Below are 15468 nucleotides of genomic sequence, written 5' to 3'. Positions count from 1 at the left end.
ACGCGTGTCGGGTCGTATATGAAAGCACGAATCAAGCGAACCGTCAGTCGCGCGAAGTACGCCGCAATCGGTGGCGCCGTCGGCGGCGCACTGGGCGGCCTGGTAGGGCGAAACGCCGCGAGCACGGCCGCCGGCCTCGGTGCCTTCGTCGGCGCTATCGTCGGCGAGAAGTGGGCGTCGGCCGCACCGGTGGTCGAGAAGGCGAAGTCGAGAGTCCCGAAGAAAGAGACGCCGGACGCGGCCGAGGACGAGGCGTAACTTCTCGCCCGTCGACGGTCGCACTGTCCGCTCGGCCGCGATGTGAGTCAGTCGAACCGCCGGTCGCGCCACCGAAGAATCTCCTCGCGGTCCCGCGTGTCATCGGGCAACTCGCCGAACCACCGGGCAGCGCTTATCTCGTGGTCCGGGTCGTCGACGGAGGGATCGATGGTCTCGGCACGCGCCTCGAAGACGGGGAGGACGCCCCACGTGTCGTTGCCGTCACAGTAGAACTCTACACGGCCGAGCATCCCCAGACCCTCGATAGTCGCCTCGATACCGCCCTCCTCGCCGAGTTCGCGGATGGCGGCCTCCCGAAACGTCTCGTCGCCGTCGAGTTCGCCGCCGGGCAGAACCCACTTGTCGACCCCCTCGTGGCGGACCAAGAGGAGTTCGCCAGAGGGACGGTACGCGAGGGTATGCGCGCCGAAGGGCGCCCCGTGGTCCCGGGCGTCCTCGGCGACAGTGCGGAACCGCGGGCGAGGCACCCGCCGGCGGCGGGTGAACTCGACGAACCCGTCGTGTCGCTCCGTCAGGGCGTGATAGGTCTGCTCGGCCTGCTGGCTGGCGACGTCAGCGAGATACCACAGGTCGTCGACGGTGGTCATCTGTGGCCGCAGCGTGGGGCGTATCTGCCGCACGGAGACAGCGACTGAAGCAGCGTAGACGAACCGGTCATGCCCACAGATACGCGTGAGATTCACTATAACCCTTCGACACCAAGTTGGACGGACCGCGGTCGACGCCGGGTGAGCGACCGACAGCGGCAGTCGGGGCGAATCAGTCCCTTTTTGACCGGGCATCCAGTACCGCCGAGCATGGCATTCGAAGAAGACGACAGCGTCATTCTCCACGACGAGCACAGCGACTACGACGGGCAGGAAGGTACTATCACGCAGGTCGTCGAGACGATGTTCGGCGACGCCAACTACACCGTCTCCTTCGAGGACGGCCAGGAACAGGGCGTCCCCGAAGACAACCTCGAAGCGGCCGAGGAGTAAGGCCCCGATGTCGTCGGTGCCGTTCCACTACGTCGACCTCCGGACGTTCTGTTACGCCACGGAGGACGAGAAACGCGTCGAGGAAGCCCTGCGTACGTTCCTCCCCGAGGACTGGGAGCTAGAGCGGACGGAGAGCGAGGGCCACTACGGCGACCGCATCGTCGTCCTCTCGGCCCGCATCGAGAACGCCGACGACGTGCGCCACGTCCTCTCGCAGGTGGCGACGCTCGACGACATCGACGACGTGCGTGCGGAACTCGACGACAGGGTCGACGACAACTGCTCGTTCTTTCTCACCTTCGACAAACAGGCCGCCTTCGGCGGCGAGGTTCGCCGCGGCGACGGGATCACACTGCGGGCGAAGGTCGAAGCCTACCCCGCAAAGCGGGAGAAGGCGGTCGCTAACGCCCGCGAACTGCTCGACGAACTGTGATGTACGAGGCCGTCCACGCGCACCCGGACGGCGACAGTACCGTCGCCAGACAGGCGCTCACCGCCGCCGAGTACGGCTTCGAGGGTATCGTCGTCCGCAACCACGGTGACGACCCCGCGGACTACGACGCGGCGGCGGTCGCCGACGCGTACGGTATCGACGTCGCCGATGGCGTCGAAGTGCGGGCAGACACCACCTCACAGGCCAGCGGTCTCGTCGGGAACCACCGCTCGAAACGCACTGTCGTCGTCGTCCACGGCGGCGACAGGGCCATCAATCGGTTCGCCGTCGAGAACCCCACAGTCGACGTGCTGGCCCATCCGATGCGAGACGACGGCGACTTCAACCACGTCCTCGCGAACGCGGCGGCCGAAAACGGCGTCCGCGTCGAATTCTCGTTGGGACCGGTGCTGCGAGACAGCGGCGGGAGTCGCGTTCGGGCCCTGCAGGACCTGCGGAAGTTACGGGAACTCATCGAGGACGCAGACGCCCCCTACGTCGTCTCGGCGGACCCGCGAAGCCACCTCGAACTCCGCGGGCCGCGGGAACTCATCGCGTTGGGCGAGCGGATTGGGTTCACAGCGGACCAGATACGCGGCGGCCTCGAAGCGTGGGGGTACCTCGTCGAGCGAAACCGCCGGTTGACCGACGACTCGTTCGTCGAACCGGGGGTCCGACTGGACGAGACCGACGGCTGACACTGTCGACCGGTTGAACGACCTAGTGGATTTATTTGCGAGCGGGTCGGCTTCGGATGTATGTCAGAGACCCGTCCGACGTTCGGTGCCCTTGTTCTCGCCTCGCTCGCCGGCGTCGTCGGCACCAAGTACCTCCTCGGCGGTGCCCTAGCGATGGTGACGGAGTCGGTGGGGAGTTCGATGCTGGTCGCCGACTCGATAGCGCTGACAGTTGGCTGTGGCGTCATGCTCGGTGTCGTCACTGGCGGGTTCGTAGACGGCGCGGTCTGGGCCAGATTCGCCGCGATCGCCGCGTTCGTCGTCGTCTCCGGCCTCAGCGTCTCTGCGGTACTCGCCGCTGATCCGATCGTCCTCGTAGAGACGGTCGGCATGGGACTGGCGGTCGCCTATCTACTCGTCCGGAACCCGATAGAGCGTCTCGAAGAACCCGACGTCGAGTCCGAGGACAGCGCTAGCAGGTTCGGTTCGACGCTGCGCTGACCGGCGACGACACCGCACTGTTCTTTACGCCGATACCCGAAGGCTAGGTATGCGACAGTCAGCGGCGGAGGGCGGGCGATGAAACACCTCCCGAAACACCTCCAGCCACGGTGGCGCTACCTCGCCGTCGAACTCGAAACGTGGCCCGACGCCGACGTGGACCGCCGGGCGTTCCAGCGCGAGGTGTGGTACGCGGCCCAGAACCTGCTCGGCGACACCGGCAGCGCCGACGCCGACGCTACCGTCCTCCGGTTCGAACACGACGACGGTCTCGGTCACGCCATCGTCCGCGTCCGCCGAGGCCAGACCGACGCCGCACGGGCGGCACTGGCCTGTATCGGTTCGGTCGACGGCGTGCCAGTGGGCCTGCGCGTGACGGGCACGAGCGGGACCGTACGCGCCTGTGAAGAAAAATATATACGCGGGCCGGCGGAACCGTTCGAACAGAGACACGTCGTGTTCGAGAACGCAGAACGGCGCGCCGTCGCCCGCGAGACGCGAGTCGACGTGCGCACCGACCACACGTTCGTGGGCGCGACAGACCTCGATTTCCGATAACTATGCAGGGACAAAATCAACAGCAGGCGTACGACCGCGGGATTACTATCTTCTCTCCGGACGGACGTCTCTATCAGGTAGAGTACGCCCGTGAGGCGGTCAAACGGGGTACGGCGAGCATCGGCATCCGAACCAGTGACGGCGTCGTCCTCGCCGTCGACAAGCGCATCCGCTCGCCGCTGATGGAGCGGTCGTCCGTCGAGAAGATTCACAAGGCCGACGACCACATCGGCATCGCCTCGGCCGGCCACGTCGCCGACGCGCGACAGCTCATCGACTTCGCCCGCCGACAGGCGCAGGTCAACCAGCTCCGGTACGGCGAACCGGTCGGCGTCGAGACGCTCACGAAGGAGATCACCGACTACATCCAGCAGTACACGCAGGTCGGCGGCGCCCGCCCGTTCGGCGTCGCCCTCATCATCGCCGGCATCGCCAACGGCGAACCCCGTCTCTACGAGACGGACCCGTCGGGCACCCCCTACGAGTGGAAGGCGCTCGCAGTCGGCGCGGACCGCGGCGACATCCGCGACTACCTCGAAGCCCACTACGACGAGGAGATGGATCTGGACGCTGGCGTCGACCTCGCACTCGCGGCGCTCGCGTCGGTCAACGACGACGGCCTCGCCCCCGAGGGCATCGGCATCGCCGTCATCGACGTCGAAACCGAGACGTTCCGAGAACTCTCCGACGAGGAGAAAGCGACCCACCTCGCCGAGGCGGACCTGCTCGCCACCGAGGACGAGGCCGACGAATCCGAAGACGAAGAGTAGCGTTCCGGCCGTCCCGGGTTCTGGCCGCCAACGAGGTTTCGAGCGACTGTCTGACCGCCCGACGCAGTAAGGCCTTTAACCGACCCACCGTTACCGACAGGTATGATATCGCTTGACGAGGCGGTGACGGCGCGCCTCGAGACCCACGGACAGCGGTTCGAGGTACTGGTCGACCCCGACGCAGCCCTCGCCATCAAACGCGGTGAGTTCGAGGGCGAACTGGAGGACGTCATCGCCGCCGAGGACATCTTCGAGGACGCCTCTCGCGGCGACCGACCGCCGGAGGAGAGCCTGAAGGAAGTGTTCGACACGACAGACCCAATGGAGATTATCCCCGAGGTCATCAAACAGGGTGAGATACAGATAACGGCCGACCAGCGCCGGGAGATGCAAGAGCAAAAGCACAAACAACTCATCCAGCGCATCACCCGCAACGCCGTCAACCCGCAGATGGACGACGCGCCACACCCCCCCGAGCGCATCGAATCGGCCCTCGAGGAGACGGACTTCCGCGTCGACCCGATGGAACCCGTCGAGACGCAGGTCGACGACGCGCTAGACGCCCTGCGGCCGGTCATCCCGATTCGGTTCGACGAGGTCACGGTCGCCGTGCAGGTCCCGGCCGAGTACGCAGGCAGCGCGCAGGCGAAGATTCGGCAGTTCGGCGACTTAGAACGCGAGGAGTGGCAGGCCGACGGCTCGTGGGTCGGCGTGTTGACGTTCCCGGCGGGGATGCAGAACGACTTCTACGACGTGGTCAACGAGAACACGAGCGGCGAGGCCGAGACGCGCATCATCAAGGACGAAGACGACATCAGTACCCGCGGATAGCGGACACCGGGGTCACAGAACCGCGCCGAGCGTTATCCCTTCTTGAAGCCGACGAGGAAACCGCCGGTGAAGCCTGCGCTGACTGGCAGCGCCGAGAGAATCGACATGAGCCACGAGGGCGGTTGGCCGGCCGCGGTGTCGGTCGCGCCTCGTGTGGCGTTCTGTGCGGCCCCGCCGATGGCCTGCCAGTTCACTTCGAGGATGCCTCGCGTTTCGAGGAACTTGAATAGGGCCAGTTCGAGGCCGACGATGACCGCGATGAGTTTCGCGACCTTCTTGGCGGCGAAGCCGATGATGCCGCCGATGAGGCCGCCAGCCCCGAACTCCAACCCCATCTGCTGGAGGCCGAGTCCATCCATCTGGAGAGCAAACTCTACCATACTGGATACCTGACTGGGACGTTTTAAATCCTTTGTGCTAACAACGGTTCCGTCCCCGATTCGATGCCCCCCTACCCTGCAGATTAAATAACCGGACAGCGTAGTGTTTGGCGAGTGACGGCGACACACACCACGGACCGGGCTGTTGTCGCGAAACGGGTCGACAGTGGCACGGCCGACACCGAGGAGATTCGTGACCTCGCGCGGGCCGCCGGCTACGACGTGGTCGGCGAGATAACCCAGACGCGGACCGAAGACCCCGCCTACCACCTCGGCGAGGGGAAGGTGACGCGACTCAGCAACACGGTCGCCAGAGAACGAGCGACGACGGTCATCTTCGACAACCAGTTGGGGCCCTACCAGACGTACAACATCGGGAACGAACTCCCCGAGGGCGTCACGGTCATGGACCGATTCCGCCTCATCATCGAGATATTCGGCCAGCGGGCACAGACCCGGAAGGCACAGCTACAGGTCGAACTGGCGGAACTACGCTACGAACTCCCGCGTGCCGAGGCGAAGGCCAGCCTCGCGAAACGCGACGAGCGCCCCGGATTCATGGGGCTGGGCGAGTACGACGAGAGCCGCGAAGAGGACATCAAAAAGCAGATAGCGAACATCCGAGACGAGTTAGAATCCATCGAGGAGACCGAGCAACACCGGCGCGAACAGCGCCGGGAGTCCGGGTTCGACCTCGTGGCACTCGCGGGCTACACGAACGCCGGGAAGTCGACGCTGTTGCGCCGCCTCGCCGACGATCTGGAGGTCGACGAGAACGAGGACCTCCACCCCGACCTCGATACGACCGCCGAGAGCGAGGACCGCCTGTTCACGACGCTGGGAACGACGACCCGCCGCGCCGAGGTGGGCAAACGCGAGGTACTCGTCACCGACACCGTCGGGTTCATCCAGAACCTCCCCCACTGGCTGGTGGAGTCGTTCAAGTCGACGCTCGACTCCGTATACCGGGCCGACCTCGTGTTGCTCGTCGTCGACGTCTCGGAGTCCGTCGAGGAGATACGCGAGAAACTGGTGACGAGCCACGACACCCTCTACGAGCGCAACGAGGCCCCCATCGTCACGGTGTTGAACAAGACGGACAAGGTGGACGACGAGGAGGTAGAGCGCAAGCGTGCGGCGCTCTCGAAACTCGCACCCAACCCCGTGGCCGTCAGCGGCAAAGAGGGGCTGAACATCGAGGAGTTGGCCACTCGCATCGACGAGGAACTCCCCGATTACGAACGCGAGCGCCTCGTCCTGCCGATGACCGAGGAGACCATGAGCGTGGTGTCGTGGATTCACGACCACGCCGTCGTCGAGGACGTCGACTACGGTGACCAAGTCGTCATCGAGTTCGAGGCCCGGCCGGCCATCGTCGAGCAGTCTCGTTCGAAAGCCGGTGAGTTGGTGGGCGCGTCAGCCTGACGACGTGTTTCGGTCGCTCTCGCGGATGGTCTCGTCGAGGAAGCGAAGCGTCTTCGACCACGCGTCCTGTGTCGCGTTCGGGTGGAAACGCTCACCGCTCGGGTTGGCGAAGGCGTGGCCGGCGCCCTCGTAGACGTGTATCTCCGTCTCGACGCCGAGGTCGGCCAGCGTCCTGTCGAACTCGCGGACGCTCTCGATACTCACGACCCGGTCTTCGGACCCGAAGATGCCTAGCACCGGCCCGTCGATGCGCTGCAGCGTCGTCTCGTCCGTCGTCAGCGTCCCGTAGTAGATGACCGTCGCGTTCAGGTCGGCGTCGCTCAGGCTCAGCTGGAGGCTCTGGCCGCCGCCGAAGCACCAGCCCAGACTGGCGACACGTCGGGTCGTGTCCGACCGGTTTCGGAGGCCAGCGGTCGCACGGCTCATCTTCCTCACGGCCTCGTCGGGATCGTCCCGGACCTCGCCGGACAGCTCGGCGGCGTACGAGGCGTTGGTCGCCACGCGACCGTCGTAGAGGTCGACGGCGAAGACGACGTAGCCGTGGCCGGCGAGGATGTCGGCCATGTGCCTGATGTTCTCGTTGAGGCCCCACCACTCGTGAATCACGACGACGGCGGGGTACGTCCCATTGTCGGCCGGTCGGGCCAGATACCCCGGCGTCCCGTTTATCGTCGTGTTCGTCGCCGTTATCGCCGAGAGGTTCTCGGCGCCGAATATCTCGGCGTTCGAGTCGGAGGTGACCACTCGGCAAGTGCCGTTCTTCTCGATAGCGCCCGGCTGACATCCCATGTGTGGCGTCTGGGTGTAGGTCGCTTCCGCGCTGGTCGGCTGTGCGGTCGGTGTCTCGGTCGGGGTACTCGTCTCGGTCGGCGTCGTCGCACCGCTCTGAGAGAGACCGGCACAGCCACTCAGGGCGACCAGGACTGCGACCGCCACCGCGAGCGAACTGGCGCGCATGGTCTACGCAGATGGGCAGTTCGTGTAAATCGGTTGTTACTAGTTGTCTCGCAGATAGATTCGCGCCGCGAGACAACGGGGGCGAGCGATCGCACACTGCCGGCCGGGGGTCGAAACGACTGTCAGTCGTCGTCGTCGTCGTCCGCCCACAGCGCGGGTGGCACCGCGTCGAGCAGGTCGGTCGCGACCAGTCCGTACCCCCGTTCGTCGACGACCGCGTCACCCGCAGCGCCGACGGCGTGGGCCGCGATAGCCGCGGCGTGGCGCGGTTCCTGCACACAGGCCAGTGCGCCGGTGACGCCCGCCAGCACGTCGCCGGTACCGCCGACAGTCATCCCGGGATTGCCGGTGCGATTGACGCGGGTCCGCTCGCCGTCGGAGATAACGTCGTAGGGGCCTTTCACGAGCACGGTATGGCCGAGTTCGGCCGCGAACGACTCGACGAGGTCCGCGCGTTCGCGCCAGTCGTCGCTCGTCTCGCCGCCCATCCCGACGAGTTCGCCCTGGTGGGGGGTACAGACGAGGTCGGCGTCGGTCTCGACGTCGGGAACCACCGAGAGGGCGTCGGCGTCGACGACGGCAGTGCCGTCGAACCGTTCGAGGAGGTCTGTGACGGCAGCGAGCGTCGCGTCGGCGTCGCCCAGTCCCGGCCCGAGGACGAGCGTGTCGTGGTCGGCCGCGAAGGCGGCGAGACGGTCGACGTGGGGCGGTGCGAGCATCTCGCCGTCGTACGGTCGGACGATGAGGTTCTCGCTGTAGCCCTGAATCTCGCGAGCGACGAGTTCCGGCGCGGCGACGCGGACGAGGTCCGCGCCACCGCGCAGCGCCGCCTGCGCCGAGAGGGCCGGCGCACCGGTGTAGGGGCCGCCACCGACGACCAGTACCTCCCCGTTGTCGCCCTTGTGGCTGGCCGGGTCCCGCGTCAGTCGCCGGAGGTCGCCACGTTCGACGAACAGTTCGGCGGCCTCGGGGATGCCGATGTCGGCGACGGTGACACCCGCGTCGAGGTCGGACAAGCCGGGTTTCGTGTCGTGAAACGTGACGACGTGGTCGGCCTCGACGGCGTTCTCGGCGAGAGTGCCGTCCTCGGCGTCGAGGCCGGACGGCACGTCGACCGAGAGAACCGCCGCGTCGCTCGCGTTCGTCGCCGCCGCTGCGGTGGCCTCGGGTTCTCGGAGCGCCCCGTTGATGCCAGTGCCGAGCATCGCGTCGACGACGATGTCCGGGTCACCGAGGTCGAACTGCGAGGCGTCGCGGACCTGTTCGGTCGGATACTCCGCCGACTGGAGGGCGTTCCAGTTCTCTCGGGAAATGTCGGTCGTGATCGTCTCGGGGCGGCCGAGCAAGAGTATTCGGAGGTCGTAGTCGTCGAGAAAGCGCGCGGCGACGAGGGCGTCGCCGCCGTTGTTACCGCGGCCGGCGACGATAGTGACACTCGCACCGGGGTCGGCGAGGTCCCGGACCGCCCCCGCGACGGCGTTGCCCGAGGACTCCATCAACTGCTTGCGCGGCACGCCCAGCGCCGCCGCGTTCTCGTCGACGACACCCATCTCTGAGCCAGTGAGCATGCGTGGCGGTTCGCCCGCCACCGTGGTAACGATAGGGGGACCGCGCGACGGCCGACGCGTCGGCTACCAGCGAACTTCGAACCCGTCCACCCCCTCCGGGTCTTCCTCGTCGACCTCGACGTCGGTGACGGTCGCCCGCGTACTTCCCTCGTGACAGTACTCGACCATCGCGTCGACGGCGTCCGGGTCGCCCTCGAAGACGGCTTCGACGCGGCCGTCGTCGAGGTTCTTCACCCACCCATCGACGCCGTGTTCGCGGGCCGTATCTCGCGTCGTCGCCCGGTAGTAGACGCCCTGTACCTGTCCTGAGACGTAGACGTGGACTCGCTTCCGACTCATGGGCGACAGTCCCGTCGGCGACTACAAAAATCAATCCCCAGCGGACGGGCCGTGTTTCGTGAAGCGTGAAACGTACGCTGTGCTTATTTCTGCGTGGCTCAGGCCCGAAACCAGCTGCCACCGCGGGAACAGAGACTGAGTTGATTTGGGGTTCGTGGAGCGCGAACGAACACCCAAACTGGCGATGGCACTGGGTATTCAACCGCACGCTTCAGGATTTTGACCAATATATAACAAATATACGCTCATAGAGAGTACACCACCTTCTTACATCGGCATATGTCGATATTATATATGGCATCTAATTGTGATAATGTGTGTGGAAAAATCAGAATCGGAGAAATTCATCACCTCGATACAACGAACAGTCATAGGTGTGCTACTCGCTATAGTTTTTATTTCGGGAATTGGATGGGGTATCCGTTCATCACCAGAAACGATAGTATCCAGTATTACCGGATGGTTGCTTGCGACAGTTGCGTTACTTGGAATAGTATTTCTATTTACACAGGGTCTCAAAGAAACCTGAACTAGTGTGGAGTTTGAGTGGCAGTGGTTAGTTACGAATGCAAGTGCGGCGGTCGGCAAGTCGGAGACAGTCAGCGTCTCGACGCCGTTCTCGCCGTGGACTGGCTCACGACCACGAGCGGCACGGGCTCGGTGACTTCGCGACGTAGCGCGCCGGGGTGAAAACACCCGGCGCAGATGGTGGGGGTGTGGGGATGGCGGACACGCCGAGAGTGATGGCTCCAGCGGCGTCCGCAGCGGAGGCTACCTGCGTGATGCGTAAACTGATTCTGGTACACGCGTCTAACTGTGAAACGTCGCCGGTGGAGTGGGGTTGTGCAGGACGAGAACAACCCCAAATACCGTGAATGGACCCACTGACGGCCGCTGTGGTGCCTCTGACAGCCCGCATCAAGCGTATCGAACCGCCGGTATAGAATAGTACCTATCAATTACTATTCGAGTTGTAAAATCCGCTGGGGAGGGCACCCCAGCGGCGAACCACCGCCGACCTGCACTTCGTCATGGCCGGCAGCGGCGGCTGTCAGAGGTGCGGGCGCTGTGCCCGCACCACGAACATCTCGATCAATACACATACATGTTGTGTGAGTGTATTCAACTTCTCCCACTATTAACTCGTAAAAATGTATATTCCTCCAACTCGGTCGCCAGTGTCGGCACATTTATCGATTTCTCAGACAGGTGTCGTCGACATCCACACTCGATCTCAGCGCCGACGAGGTGCTGGGCCTGCGTCGCTATCTGCCGGCGGACGCCCTCGACCAGCCCCCGGGCGTCGCGAGCGATCCGATCGACATCGTCCGTCATCGCGACCCCTCCTGTTCAGTGGCCGCGGCTACTGAGCGATCTGTGAGGATGCTCCTAACACTGGGGGTTATTCCGTCCTCGGGATAATTGTCAAGTGGGATCGGGGAGGCCTCTGACAGTTCGAACCCCCCAGTTTCCGAATCGGACTCCCCGTTGCCCTATACTGGAATCCAGACGATTGGAGAGTGTACTCTGTACTGCCTGGGGACTGAGCGCTCGCCCGTCGATCACCTCCCACGCAGACTCGTGGCCGTCGGCACGGATTTGCCCGACAGCCGCCTCGAGGACCCCCTCGTTTACGGGGATGTTCGGGTTGCCCAGTTCCTGCCCCTCGGCGACCATCTCGGCCTCCAGTCGGAGCGTCTCGACGTCGTCGGGGACCGGCGACGGTCTGCTCGCGGATCTCGTGCCCTGCTTCGTTGTCTCGTCGTAACGGTCGCTGTCGATGAACGACGCGTCGAGGTTGGCCTTGCGGCGCCGACGCGATTCTGCGCGGGGTCGATCTCGCTGACGCCGTCGTCACCCTCGCGATGGGCCTCGACGGGGCGCGTGAGTGTGGCGGCGCTCATGCCGCGCTCACCCAGGTCAGAGACTGCCGACACTGCCGGAGACTCATTACTCCTCGCCTTTTCCGCCGTTTCGTAAGAAGTGGAACAGATAGGTCTGCGTGTAGCCCGCGTACTCGCCGCCGAGCGTCTCGCGGATGGCACGGGAGGTGTCCGTGTAGTTCCCTCGTTCGCACTCGGGATAGTACTCCTCGATGGTCTGGCGAATCCACGTATCCAGCGGGACGGCCTCCAGATACCCCAGCGAGAACAAGAGGATGCAGTCGGCCACCTTCTCGCCGACGCCGACGAACTCGGTCAGTTCCTCGCGGGCGTCCTCGTAGGGGAGCCCCGCCGCGTCTCCCGGGTCGGCCTCGCCCTCGGCGACCATCTCGGCCGAGCGCTTGACGTAGGGCGCCCGGTAACCGAGGTTCAGGTCCCGCAGGTCCGTCTCGCTCGCCCCGGCCAGCGCCGCTGGCGTCGGGAAGGCGTCGTAGGTTCGGCCGTCGAACGTGACCGCCTCCCCGAACTCCCGGCGTATGGCCTGTTGCATCCCGTGGATGCGTCCGACGCGCATCTGGGCCGAGCAGATGAACGAAATCAGCGTCGGGAACGACGGGTCGCGGACGATGCGCATCCCCCAGTAGGCGTCGTAGGCGTCGTCGACGACGGCGTCTGGCGGGGACGTCTCGCGAATCGCGGGCAGGTCGTCGTCGAGGCCCAGCAGCGTCCGGAGGCGCGATTCGGCGTCGAACGACGACTCCCAGACGAGGGCACCGTCGGTCTGCCGGACCCGGATTACGTGGGGGTCGCCGTCGACCCGAACTGTGGTCCAGTACCACGCGTCGCCGCCGCTGGCGGCCGTCCGCTCGTACATCTCGCCGTCCTCGCGGTCCCAGAGGTAAGACTGGCCGCTCTCGACGGTCGCTTGCAGGTCGATGCCCCCCGAGAGCGCCCCCACGTCGATGCGTCCGCGTTCCATCGTGGTGTGGGACGGGTCGGAGGCCTTTCCGGGTTTCTATCCCGTGTGACGGCGAGCGCCGTTAGGTCGCGGCGTCCGCCGTGGTCCGGAGGAGCAGGATGGCTCCGACGACACCCACGACGGCGACGCCCGCCGCCTGCGGGGCGGTGACCGAGACGCCGACGACGCCGCCTAGACCGGAGACGAGCGTGAACGCGAGGAACAGCGGAAGGGCGACGGCGACGGCGTAGTACCACGGCAGGCCGACCATCCGGGCGACGGGGCCGGCCCCTTTCTCGTACTCGTCGAGCGCTGCCTTCCCCAGCACCCACCCGTCGAACAGCAGGAATCCGAGCAGTCCGGCGGTCAGGACGAGGTTGGCGACAGTGTTCGCAAGCAGTGCGAACAGCGACGGCGACAGCGCGGTGACGCTCCCGGTGACCAGAAACAGGCCGCCGACGCCGGCGGTGGCCTGCGAGCGAGTGAGGTCGTGTTCGTCGACGAGGTACGAGACGAGCACCTCGAAGATGCTGATGGCCGACGACAGTGCCGCAAGCAGGACGACGCCGAAGAAGACGACGCCGACGACGCGACTGTACGGGAGGTCGGCGAACGCGCCGGCGAGACTGACGAACAGTGCGCCCGGGCCTCCTTCGCCCGGCGAGACGCCCAGCGAGAACAGCAGCGGGAAGATGACGAGGCCCGCGAGGACGCCGATGCCCGTGTTCAGCCCGGCGATGATGGTTCCGTCGGCGGCCAGCGAGCGGTCCTCGTCGACGTAGGAGGCGTAGGTGAGCATCGCACCGGCCCCGACAGAGAGGGTGAAGAGCGCTTGTCCCGCCGCGGCGACGAGGACGTCGACGAAGTTCGCCCGGAGGTAGCCCACGTCCAGCGAGAGGTAGAACTCGTAGCCGCCAGCGCTGCCCGGTAGCGTCGCGGCCCAGACGGCCAGCGCGCCAAAGAGGACGACGATACCGGGCACCATCACCGTCGTCGCCACTTCGATACCGCGGTCGACGCCCGCGTAGACCACGGCTATCGTCGCGAGTAGGAACAGGACGTGAAAGCCCGCCGCGCCGACGCCGTAGTCGATGGCGGCGAAGTACCCCTGCGGGTTCCCGAAGTACGCGCCGGTCGCGCTGGCGAGCGCATACCGCAGAATCCACCCGCCGACCACCGAGTAAAACGAGAGAAGGACGACGGAGGCGAGTACGGCCACGCCGCCGAGGACGCGCCATCGCCGCCCGCCAAGCGCGCCGAACGCGCCGACCGGGTTCCGGCGACTCCGCCGGCCGATGACCATCTCGCCGAGCAACCCGGGGACGCCCACGAGGACGATGACGAGGACGTACAGGAGCAGAAACGCAGCGCCGCCGTTGGTCGCGGTCAGCCACGGGAACCGCCAGATGTTCCCGAGGCCAACGGCGCTCCCGACGGCGGCGAGGACGAACCCGAGTCGCGTCCGCCACGTGGCTCGCACCATCGTCTCACCGTCCTCCCGCGCGTCGACCGTCGTACGGAGAGCGTTGCACGCACATCAGAACGGCTGGAAGAAGTCGGCGTTCTCGACGAGAAACATCTCGTTGATACCGAGGCCAAGCGTGCCGAGGATGGCCACGACGACGACCAGACGGAGCGTCCAGAGCCACACCGGCCCGACGGGACCGAGGCCTTCGGTCCCCCGCGTGAGTTCGTCGACGGCGTCGTGTCCGACGACCCACCCGACGAAGACGACCAGCGCGAGCACGGAGACCGGCAGGAACACCTGGTAGGCGAAGCGGTCGAACCACGTCAGCCAGGCGGTGTCCCACGCCGACGGGAGGCCGAGTACAAACAGGCCGACCCCCGCCGCGGTCGCGAGGTACGGTCGCGGTATCCCGAAGTTGTCGTTGGCGTAGGAGACGGTCACTTCCAGCAGACTGATGGCCGACGACAGCGCCGCGATGAGGACGACGCCGAAGAAGACGACGCCGAAGACGCGACCGAAGGGGACGGACCCGAACCCGGCCGCCGTCGCGACGAACAGCGCTCCCGCCCCGCCAGTCTCGGAGGTGACCTCCGCGCCGATAGTGAGCAGGATGGGGAAGACGACGAGGCCGGCGAGGACGCCGACCAGCGTGTTCGTGACCACGACCGTCCCACCGTCGAAGACGAGGTTGTCGTCGCTGCCGACGTACGAGGAATACGTGATCATGATCGCCATCCCCAACGAGAGCGTGAAGAAGGCCTGTCCGACGGCGAAGGGGATGATGCTCCCGGCGTTTGCGACCATCGTGTCGACGTTCGGTGAGAGGAAGAAGGCATAGCCCTTGGCCGCGCCGGGCAGCGTCGTGACCCACGCCGCGAGCGCGACCATCAACACGACGATGCTGGGGACCATCACTTTCGTCGCCTTCTCGATACCGTCCTCGATGCCCAGCGCCACGATGCCGACGACGATGGCGAGGAAGACGGCCTGTGCGAGGACAGCACCCGGGCCGGAGGAGACGGCCCCGAAGTAGCCACCGGGGTCGGCGAAGTACGCGCCCGTGACACTGCCGACGACGTAGCGGATGACCCACCCGCCGACGACGTTGTAGTAGGACAGAATCCAGAACCCGGTGAAGACGGCGAGGCCGCCGACGACGCGCCACTGTCTGTGGCCCAGTTCGCCGAACGCGTCGACGGCGTTGACGTTGGTCCGGCGGCCGACGACGAACTCGGCGAGCATCGCCGGGAACCCGACGAGGACGACCGCCGCCAGATAGAACACGACGAAGGCCGCCCCGCCGTTGGTTGCGGTCTTGAACGGGAACTGCCAGAGGTTCCCGAGACCGACTGCGCTCCCGATAGCCGCGAGGATGAACCCGACCCGCGTGGCCCACGTCTCTCGTTCGCTCATAGACGCGCCCTATCTCGTTCGTCCGGTTAACCGCTGTGATTCGGCCTC

At 65.8% G+C, this 15468-nt stretch carries 18 protein-coding genes and 1 pseudogene; 10 read left to right on the top strand and 9 right to left on the bottom strand.

Features of this window, described 5'->3' with window-relative positions:
* Positions 1 to 18: 18 nt before the first annotated feature.
* Positions 19 to 258, top strand: a complete 240-nt coding sequence (locus IEY28_RS02885) for a hypothetical protein (protein ID WP_188995718.1) — start codon at positions 19 to 21, stop codon at positions 256 to 258.
* Positions 259 to 305: 47 nt separating this feature from the next.
* Here IEY28_RS02885 and IEY28_RS02880 read toward each other — a convergent pair whose 3' ends face one another.
* Complete coding sequence (locus tag IEY28_RS02880; RefSeq protein WP_188994371.1) at positions 306 to 866, bottom strand: NUDIX hydrolase; 561 nt, start codon at positions 864 to 866, stop codon at positions 306 to 308.
* Between the two features lie 210 nt (positions 867 to 1076).
* Between IEY28_RS02880 and IEY28_RS02875 the strand changes: the two genes are divergently transcribed.
* The 7 genes from IEY28_RS02875 (at position 1077) to IEY28_RS02845 (ending at position 5029) form a co-directional block, all read left to right on the top strand.
* Positions 1077 to 1259: a DUF1918 domain-containing protein gene (locus tag IEY28_RS02875; RefSeq protein WP_166969410.1), complete on the top strand. Its 183-nt coding sequence runs from the start codon at positions 1077 to 1079 to the stop codon at positions 1257 to 1259.
* A 7-nt stretch (positions 1260 to 1266) separates the two neighbouring features.
* A complete protein-coding gene (locus tag IEY28_RS02870) occupies positions 1267 to 1692 on the top strand; it encodes an RNA-binding protein (RefSeq protein WP_188994370.1) in 426 nt (141 codons plus the stop codon).
* Positions 1692 to 2390, top strand: coding sequence for an RNase P subunit p30 family protein (locus IEY28_RS02865; protein WP_188994369.1), 699 nt, complete (start codon positions 1692 to 1694; stop codon positions 2388 to 2390). The genes IEY28_RS02870 and IEY28_RS02865 overlap by 1 nt, the downstream gene beginning before the upstream one ends.
* Positions 2391 to 2450: 60 nt before the next feature.
* Positions 2451 to 2870, top strand: coding sequence for a hypothetical protein (locus tag IEY28_RS02860; protein WP_188994368.1), 420 nt, complete (start codon positions 2451 to 2453; stop codon positions 2868 to 2870).
* Positions 2871 to 2948: 78 nt separating this feature from the next.
* Positions 2949 to 3428 carry an Rpp14/Pop5 family protein gene (locus IEY28_RS02855; protein ID WP_188994367.1) on the top strand — a complete coding sequence of 160 codons (480 nt, stop codon included), beginning with the start codon at positions 2949 to 2951 and terminating at the stop codon, positions 3426 to 3428.
* A gap of 2 nt (positions 3429 to 3430) precedes the next feature.
* Entirely contained in the window at positions 3431 to 4198 is a 768-nt protein-coding gene (gene psmA, locus IEY28_RS02850; RefSeq protein ID WP_188994366.1) for an archaeal proteasome endopeptidase complex subunit alpha, read from the top strand.
* A gap of 102 nt (positions 4199 to 4300) precedes the next feature.
* A complete protein-coding gene (locus IEY28_RS02845; protein WP_188994365.1) occupies positions 4301 to 5029 on the top strand; it encodes a ribosome assembly factor SBDS in 729 nt (242 codons plus the stop codon).
* Between the two features lie 32 nt (positions 5030 to 5061).
* Here IEY28_RS02845 and IEY28_RS02840 read toward each other — a convergent pair whose 3' ends face one another.
* Positions 5062 to 5409: an FUN14 domain-containing protein gene (locus tag IEY28_RS02840; protein WP_188994363.1), complete on the bottom strand. Its 348-nt coding sequence runs from the start codon at positions 5407 to 5409 to the stop codon at positions 5062 to 5064.
* 114 nt (positions 5410 to 5523) lie between these two features.
* Here IEY28_RS02840 and hflX point away from each other — a divergent pair, with 114 nt between their 5' ends.
* A complete protein-coding gene (hflX, locus tag IEY28_RS02835) occupies positions 5524 to 6834 on the top strand; it encodes a GTPase HflX (protein WP_188994360.1) in 1311 nt (436 codons plus the stop codon).
* Here hflX and IEY28_RS02830 read toward each other — a convergent pair.
* The 3 genes from IEY28_RS02830 to IEY28_RS02820 form a co-directional block, all read right to left on the bottom strand.
* On the bottom strand, positions 6826 to 7791 hold the full coding sequence (locus IEY28_RS02830) for a dienelactone hydrolase family protein (protein ID WP_188994358.1): 966 nt from the start codon (positions 7789 to 7791) through the stop codon (positions 6826 to 6828). The genes hflX and IEY28_RS02830 overlap by 9 nt on opposite strands.
* Positions 7792 to 7913: 122 nt before the next feature.
* On the bottom strand, positions 7914 to 9359 hold the full coding sequence (locus IEY28_RS02825; protein WP_188994356.1) for an NAD(P)H-hydrate dehydratase: 1446 nt from the start codon (positions 9357 to 9359) through the stop codon (positions 7914 to 7916).
* Between the two features lie 63 nt (positions 9360 to 9422).
* Positions 9423 to 9698: an acylphosphatase gene (locus IEY28_RS02820; protein ID WP_188994354.1), complete on the bottom strand. Its 276-nt coding sequence runs from the start codon at positions 9696 to 9698 to the stop codon at positions 9423 to 9425.
* Between the two features lie 145 nt (positions 9699 to 9843).
* Here IEY28_RS02820 and IEY28_RS20570 point away from each other — a divergent pair.
* Positions 9844 to 9915 (top strand): annotated as a pseudogene (locus IEY28_RS20570) (IS6 family transposase); the annotation flags it as partial.
* 905 nt (positions 9916 to 10820) lie between these two features.
* Here the strand turns inward: IEY28_RS20570 and IEY28_RS02815 are convergent.
* From IEY28_RS02815 to IEY28_RS02800, 4 genes are all read right to left on the bottom strand, one after another.
* The gene (locus IEY28_RS02815) at positions 10821 to 11033 is read right to left on the bottom strand and encodes a hypothetical protein (protein WP_188994352.1); all 213 of its coding nucleotides are present in this window, start codon (positions 11031 to 11033) and stop codon (positions 10821 to 10823) included.
* A gap of 615 nt (positions 11034 to 11648) precedes the next feature.
* Entirely contained in the window at positions 11649 to 12560 is a 912-nt protein-coding gene (locus IEY28_RS02810; RefSeq protein ID WP_188994350.1) for a DNA-3-methyladenine glycosylase family protein, read from the bottom strand.
* 61 nt (positions 12561 to 12621) lie between these two features.
* The gene (locus IEY28_RS02805; RefSeq protein WP_188994348.1) at positions 12622 to 14022 is read right to left on the bottom strand and encodes a sodium-dependent transporter; all 1401 of its coding nucleotides are present in this window, start codon (positions 14020 to 14022) and stop codon (positions 12622 to 12624) included.
* A gap of 54 nt (positions 14023 to 14076) precedes the next feature.
* Positions 14077 to 15420 (bottom strand): sodium-dependent transporter, encoded by a 1344-nt coding sequence (locus tag IEY28_RS02800; protein WP_188994346.1) that lies wholly within the window; start codon positions 15418 to 15420, stop codon positions 14077 to 14079.
* Positions 15421 to 15468: the final 48 nt, after the last annotated feature.

The sequence above is a fragment of the Haloarcula pellucida genome (assembly GCF_014647235.1).
Taxonomy (GTDB): Archaea; Halobacteriota; Halobacteria; order Halobacteriales; family Haloarculaceae; genus Haloarcula; species Haloarcula pellucida.
This window is presented reverse-complemented; position numbering and strand designations above follow the sequence as displayed.